Source organism: Micromonospora sp. NPDC002411 (genome assembly GCF_053592955.1).
In genome coordinates, this window is sequence record NZ_JBSFBM010000393.1 from 1 (window position 1) to 5,630 (window position 5,630).

The following is a 5,630-nucleotide window of genomic DNA, read 5'->3' on the forward strand; positions in this document are numbered from 1 at the left end:
GCCGGATCGGCGACCAGGGTCAGGTCAAGGCGAGCGCCTACCCGGACAACGCCCGCGCCCGCGCAGCCGCGGCGAAGAAGATCGGGGAGAAGGTCACCAACTCCTCGGCGTACTCCGCTGCCGCCGCCTCGGGGTCGTTGCCGGCCGGGCCGTCGGACGCCGGCATCGGGTGCACCCGGGCCGGGTCGAGCGGCACCACGTCCAGCAGGGCGGCCCGGGCCTGGGTCTCGTTGCGGTCCGGGTCGCCGGCGGGCAGGAACCGCTCGTCGCCCCACCACACGTCGACCCGGGACCAGTCCACCGCGTCGCGGGCCGGCAGCGTCGCCACCGCCCGGTAGACGGCTGCGGCGATCCGACCGCCGGTGAGCACCACCGACGCCTCGCCCCGGTCGGCCTGGGCGTCGAGCAACTTCACCAGCAACCGGGCGGCCACGGCCTGCGCCAGCAGGTCGGCGTCGGACCACCCGGCGGGCTTCCGGGAGGGGATAGTGGGCTTTGAGCACATCCCGCCAGAGATTCTGCAGGTCAACGCCCCCGGCGCTGAGTTCCGCAGCCCACGCGTTGCCCTCCCAGCTTTCGTTTTCCTTCCGCCCGGCCGCGATGTCCTCCAGGTCGGCCAGCAGGTCGAGGCAGAGCTCGTGCACCGCCTGGATGTCGTCTGTCAACCACATACCGAGGCAGGCAAGCCGCCGGTCCGTGGAGCGGTACTCCGCGACTCGCTCCTCCGACCAGTGGAACTCGATGCCCACTAGTGCTGTCCTTTCGCCGGTCACTGCATGCGGAGGGCTTCGGGGGTGTGCAGGCGGAGCATCGTGGCAGCGACGTCGGCTGGTGCCCGCCGACGGGTCGCCATCGACACCGCGACCATCACCGTGAACGCCAGCGGCACCGTCCAGGCGGCCGGCTGCGTGGTGAGCGTGGCCGGCCAACCGGACAACGGCGGACCGAGCACGGTGACCAGCACCGCCCCGATCGCCGCCCCGCCGCCGACCAGCACCCCGGCGGCGGCACCCAGGTCGGTCAGGCCACGCCACCAGATGCCGAGCACCAGCAGCGGGCAGAAACTCGACGCGGCTACCGCGAAGGCCAGCCCGACCACCTGCGACACGTCCATCCCGGAGACGTGCAACGCCAACACCGTCGGCACCGCTCCGGCGATCACCGTGGCCAGCCGGAAGCCGCGTACCGAGCCTCGGCCGAGCACATCCGTCGAGATCACCCCGGCGACGCTGGTCAGCAGCCCGGACGAGGTGGAGAGGAACGCCGCGAACGCGCCAGCCGAGACCAGCGCGGCGAGCAGGCGGCCAACCGTGCCGTCACCGAGGGTCGCGCCGGGCAGCAACACCACCACCGCGTCGGTCTGCCCGCTGACCAGCAACTGCGGCGTGTAGATCCGGCCGAGCACCCCGTAGAGGGTGGGGAGCAGGTAGAAGGCGCCGACCAAGGCCAGCACGACCAGTGTGGTCCGGCGGGCCGCCGCACCGTCCGGGTTCGTGTAGAAGCGGACCAGCACGTGCGGCAGGCCCATGGTGCCCAGGAACGTGGCGAGGATCAGCGAGTACGTGGCGAAGAGCCCTCGGTCGTCGTCCCCCGCGGCGCTGGGCAGCAGCCAGTCGTTCGCCTCGGTGGCCACCCCGGACACCTCCGGCACCCGGTCGCCGGCCGCGAAGGTCAGCTCGTCGCCGGGGCGTACCTCCCGGATGTCGCCGTCGGGCAGGGTGAGGGTCGCGCGGTGCTCGACCACGACGGTGGTCGCGGCCCGGAACGTCGGCCCGTCGGGCGGAGTCACCGCCGGGCGGCCGTCGGCCTGCCACTGCAGGGCCAGGAAGATCACGGGTACGGCGAGCGCGGTCAGCTTGAGCCAGTACTGGAACGCCTGCACGAAGGTGATGGCCCGCATCCCGCCCAGCGCCACGTTCGCCGTGACAACGGCGGCCACGAGCAGGGCACCGAGTGGGTACGGGGAGCCGGCGACCGTGGCCAGGGTGAGTCCGGCCCCCTGGAGCTGCGGCACCAGGTACAGCCAGCCGATGAAGATCACGAAGGCGGTGGCCAGGATCCGTAGCCGGCGCGACCCGAGCCGCAGCTCGCAGAAGTCGGGCAGTGTGAACGCGCCGGACCGGCGCAGCGGTGCCGCCACGAAGAGCAGCAGGGCCAGGTACCCGGCGGCGAACCCGACCGGATACCAGAGCACGTCCACGCCGTACTTGAGGACCAGCCCGGCGATGCCGAGGAAGCTCGCCGCCGACAGGTACTCCCCGCCGATCGCGGCGGCGTTCCACGTCGGGCTGATCGCCCGTGACGCGACCAGGAAGTCGGACGTGGTCCGGGCCAACCGGAGCCCGTAGAAGCCGATCCCGACGGTGACCAGGGTGACCGCCACGATGGCCGGCACCACGAAATCGTTGCCCACCTCAGTGCTCCGGCCGTTGCACCAGGTCGGTGAAGTCCTGCTCGTTGCGTTCGGCGAGCCGCACGTACGCCCAGCCCACCGCGATCAGGAACGGGAAGGAGGCCACACCGAGCAGCAGCCACGGCAGGTTGACACCGGCGACGGTGGTCCGGCCGAGCGAGGGCGCGATGGCGAACAACCACGGCAACCCGCCCAACCCGATGACCACCACCAGTGAGAGTCGCAGCGCCAACGCGAGTTGAGCACGGACCAGGCCGCGGACCAGTGCCTCACCGACCTGGGTCTGCTGGGCCAACTCGGCGCGGGTCCGCTCGGCGCGGGTGTCCTGCCTGGTGATCTCGGCCAGCACGATCCGGGCCCGCCGGGGCGGCGGTACCGCACCGCCCGACCCCACGTCAGGGATTTGCTCGGCCACCCCGGCAGTCTCGCCCGCCGTGCGCGATTGTCAAGCGCTGGCGCTCACCGGCGTCGTGCAGATGGGTCGGTGCCTTGGTTTTGTGCACAACCTGTGGAGAACGGTTCATGACTAACGGGGGCTCTCGACAGATTTCGGCTCAGCGGCACGGATTTGTGCGAAGTTGGCTCGTAGGCTGCGCCGCATGGCGCTTCCGACGGGCTTCTCGATGAGTGCGTGGATGCCGTAGGAGAGCACTAGCAGGCCTGAGACGAGACATGTGAGCAGCAGCCAGGCAGGAACGTCGTCCCGAAACAACCTGATGACGATGTGACCGTTCGTCTGATGCAACAGATAGAGCGGGTAGGTGAGTGCGCCCACCGTTACCAGCACGGGTGCCTGAATCCAATTCAGCCAACCTTTGGCGACAGCGATCATGACAACGAAGAATCCGCACATGATTGGGAGGGCCATGGCGAAGTTCACTCGTTCTCCGACAGCAATGTGTTCGTCTACGTGGTGGCTCAACGAGATCGCGCAGAGGATGCCGGAGCCCGTGAGGATTCCCGTCAGAAGGAGGCTGCTGCCAAATTGGTGCATGAGATACAGGATCACGCCGAACACGAAGAAGGACGTGTAGTCCGGCCGCGTGAGAACGATCAGGAAGTCCTCCTTGCTCGCCTGAGCGATCAGCGAAATCGCCGTATAGAGGATGCAGAACGCCAGGACCCGCTTGTACGTGAGTCCGAAGAAGACGAGGACCGCGAAGCACAGGTAGAACATGAGTTCCACCATCAGCGTCCAGTACGAGTGATCCAGAAGCGGAATTCCGAGAAGCCCCTGGATCATGGTCAGGTTGCCCAGAACCGTCGTCAGTGGCGGTTCGTTACCGCCTCCGTCTCGGAAGGTGAACAGCAGGGCGGCGGTGAGGAGGACCGCGAACACGTAGGCCGGAAGCAGGCGGGTCGTCCGGGATATGAAGAAATCGCCCAGACTCCTGCCCCAGCTGCTCATGCAGATGACGAATCCGCTGATCATGAAAAACAGCTCTACGCCCATCCAGCCGTAGTCCGAGACCTTTCCCAGCGCCTGGAGCCAGGGGTTTCCGGCGCTGGATTCGACCGCGTTCCAGATATCGAGCCGAAAGAGGTGATAGCTCAACACGAGCCCCGCAGCTCCGAAGCGTAACAAGTCCACCACGTAAAGGCGCGGCTTCCGATCCTGTGACGATCGCCCCGGGGCCTCCCGTACGACCGATTCTTCGGTTTCGGCCGATTCTCTATTCGACGGCGGACTGTAGCGATTTGCAGTACTTGACGACATTGATCCCCCGTTGTGGCGCGACGTTGCGGGGAGCGATCCTACAACGGTCGTTTCGTCGTGCGGGGGGAGGTGGAATACCGCCAGGCGACCGTCTGCCGGATAGCGCGCGGCAGCTCTTCGGCCGAGGAGGCATGCCTCCCGGGCACCGGCCGCGACCGGTCTCACTCACCCCGCTCGACAACCTGAAGGGGGTGCGGGATCGTCAGACGGCTGCGCTCACCATCGCTGCAGCTCGAGACAGGGTGCCTCGCTGCCGATCAGCGGAATCGTTTCAATCATCCGTCGCGCCCGTTCCCGGCCGAGGTTCGTCTCCCAGACCCCGTCCCGGGGCAGTTCGGCGGCGATCTGCCCCAGCGCGCAGACGCGTACCGGCTCGGGCAATCGGACCAGTGCCGGTACGGCGTCCGCCGACAGCCCGGACAGGTAACCGACGTCCAGCCGGCCGGTCTGCAGGTACCTGTCGACGTTCCGCTCGGCGATCAACCGGTCCGGGTTGACCAGGGCCAGGCCGAGCAGCGCCAGCACCGCCGTGCCGATCACCAACCGGGGCAGCCAGTCCGCCCGCAAGCGCACCACAGCCACTCCGACCAGTACGAAGAGCAGCCCGAGCCACAGCTCGATGGTCGCCACGACGAGCCGTAGCCGGGTAGCGCCGTACGCGTCGGCGTAGACCTGCATCCGGTAGAGCGCCGAGGCGACGATCACCAGGCTGAGCGCGGTGAGCGCACCCAGCAGTACGCGCACCAGCAGACGGTCCGCCCGGGTTGCCTTCGGTGCGCGGCGGGCGGCAACAGCGATCACCAGGAGGGTGAGCGCGGTGACGGCGAGCAGTTGCCAGAACCCGCCACGGGCGTACTCGGCGTAGGTGAGTCCGGCCGTACGCAGCACGTGCCCGGCACCACCGAACAACACTGTCAGCTGGACCAGCACGAACACGCTGAACAGGGCGACGAGCATTCCCAGCGGGAGGGTCCACTCCAGTCGGTGCGCCGTGCGGGGTTGTTTCGGGCGTAGACCCTCCAGGTCGGGTGGGCGGCTCACCAGGAAGGCGCCCCCGAGCAGGTCCCCGCCGATCAGCAGCAACCGCACCAGCCAGTCGACCACACCTACCGACGAGACGTCGGGCAGCAGGCCGGTGACCAGGTCGGCGAAGACAGCGTCGGCGGAGGAGAAGAGCAGACCGAACAGCATCAGCAGACCGGCGGAGAGCGCCAGGCTGGTCAGGATGCGCCCGATCGGAGCATCCGAGGTGCGCGACCGCCTGCCCTGCAGCCCGCGTACGGCCCAGGGGAGCGCCCGTACCGTCGCGGCCGGGGGCAGGGTAGCGGCGATCAGCATTCCGAGTGGGCTTCGCCCGCCGGTCAGCGCCAGCGTCCCGGTCACCGCCGCCGCGAGCAGGCAGAGGGCGAAGAGCCAGCCGGCCGCCCGAACCGTGCCGACGGCGACCAACGCGATCGTCGCGACAGCCCAGGCGACCTGTGCCGCCCGCCCCGGTGCCCC

At 68.8% G+C, this 5,630-nt stretch carries 4 protein-coding genes and 1 pseudogene; all 5 read right to left on the reverse strand.

Translation table 11 applies throughout. The features are described 5' to 3' along the window. Positions 1-97 precede the first annotated feature (97 nt). A pseudogene (locus tag ACWCO3_RS30535) lies at positions 98-505 on the reverse strand (6-phosphogluconolactonase); the annotation flags it as partial. A 264-nt stretch (positions 506-769) separates the two neighbouring features. Further along, on the reverse strand, positions 770-2,413 hold the full coding sequence (locus tag ACWCO3_RS30540) for a sodium/solute symporter (RefSeq protein WP_145778418.1): 1,644 nt from the start codon (positions 2,411-2,413) through the stop codon (positions 770-772). A gap of 1 nt (position 2,414) precedes the next feature. Continuing rightward, on the reverse strand, positions 2,415-2,828 hold the full coding sequence (locus ACWCO3_RS30545; RefSeq protein ID WP_357832975.1) for a DUF485 domain-containing protein: 414 nt from the start codon (positions 2,826-2,828) through the stop codon (positions 2,415-2,417). Positions 2,829-2,939: 111 nt separating this feature from the next. After that, positions 2,940-4,130: an acyltransferase family protein gene (locus tag ACWCO3_RS30550; protein WP_450013333.1), complete on the reverse strand. Its 1,191-nt coding sequence runs from the start codon at positions 4,128-4,130 to the stop codon at positions 2,940-2,942. A 216-nt stretch (positions 4,131-4,346) separates the two neighbouring features. Then, the coding region (locus tag ACWCO3_RS30555) for a DUF4153 domain-containing protein (RefSeq protein WP_450013335.1) at positions 4,347-5,630 on the reverse strand (1,284 nt) is incomplete at its 5' end.

Excerpts from the sequence above, each read along its gene's own strand:
- ACWCO3_RS30550 (WP_450013333.1), bottom strand. The coding sequence starts at position 4,130 with ATGTCGTCAAGTACTGCAAATCGCTACAGTCCGCCGTCGAATAGAGAA.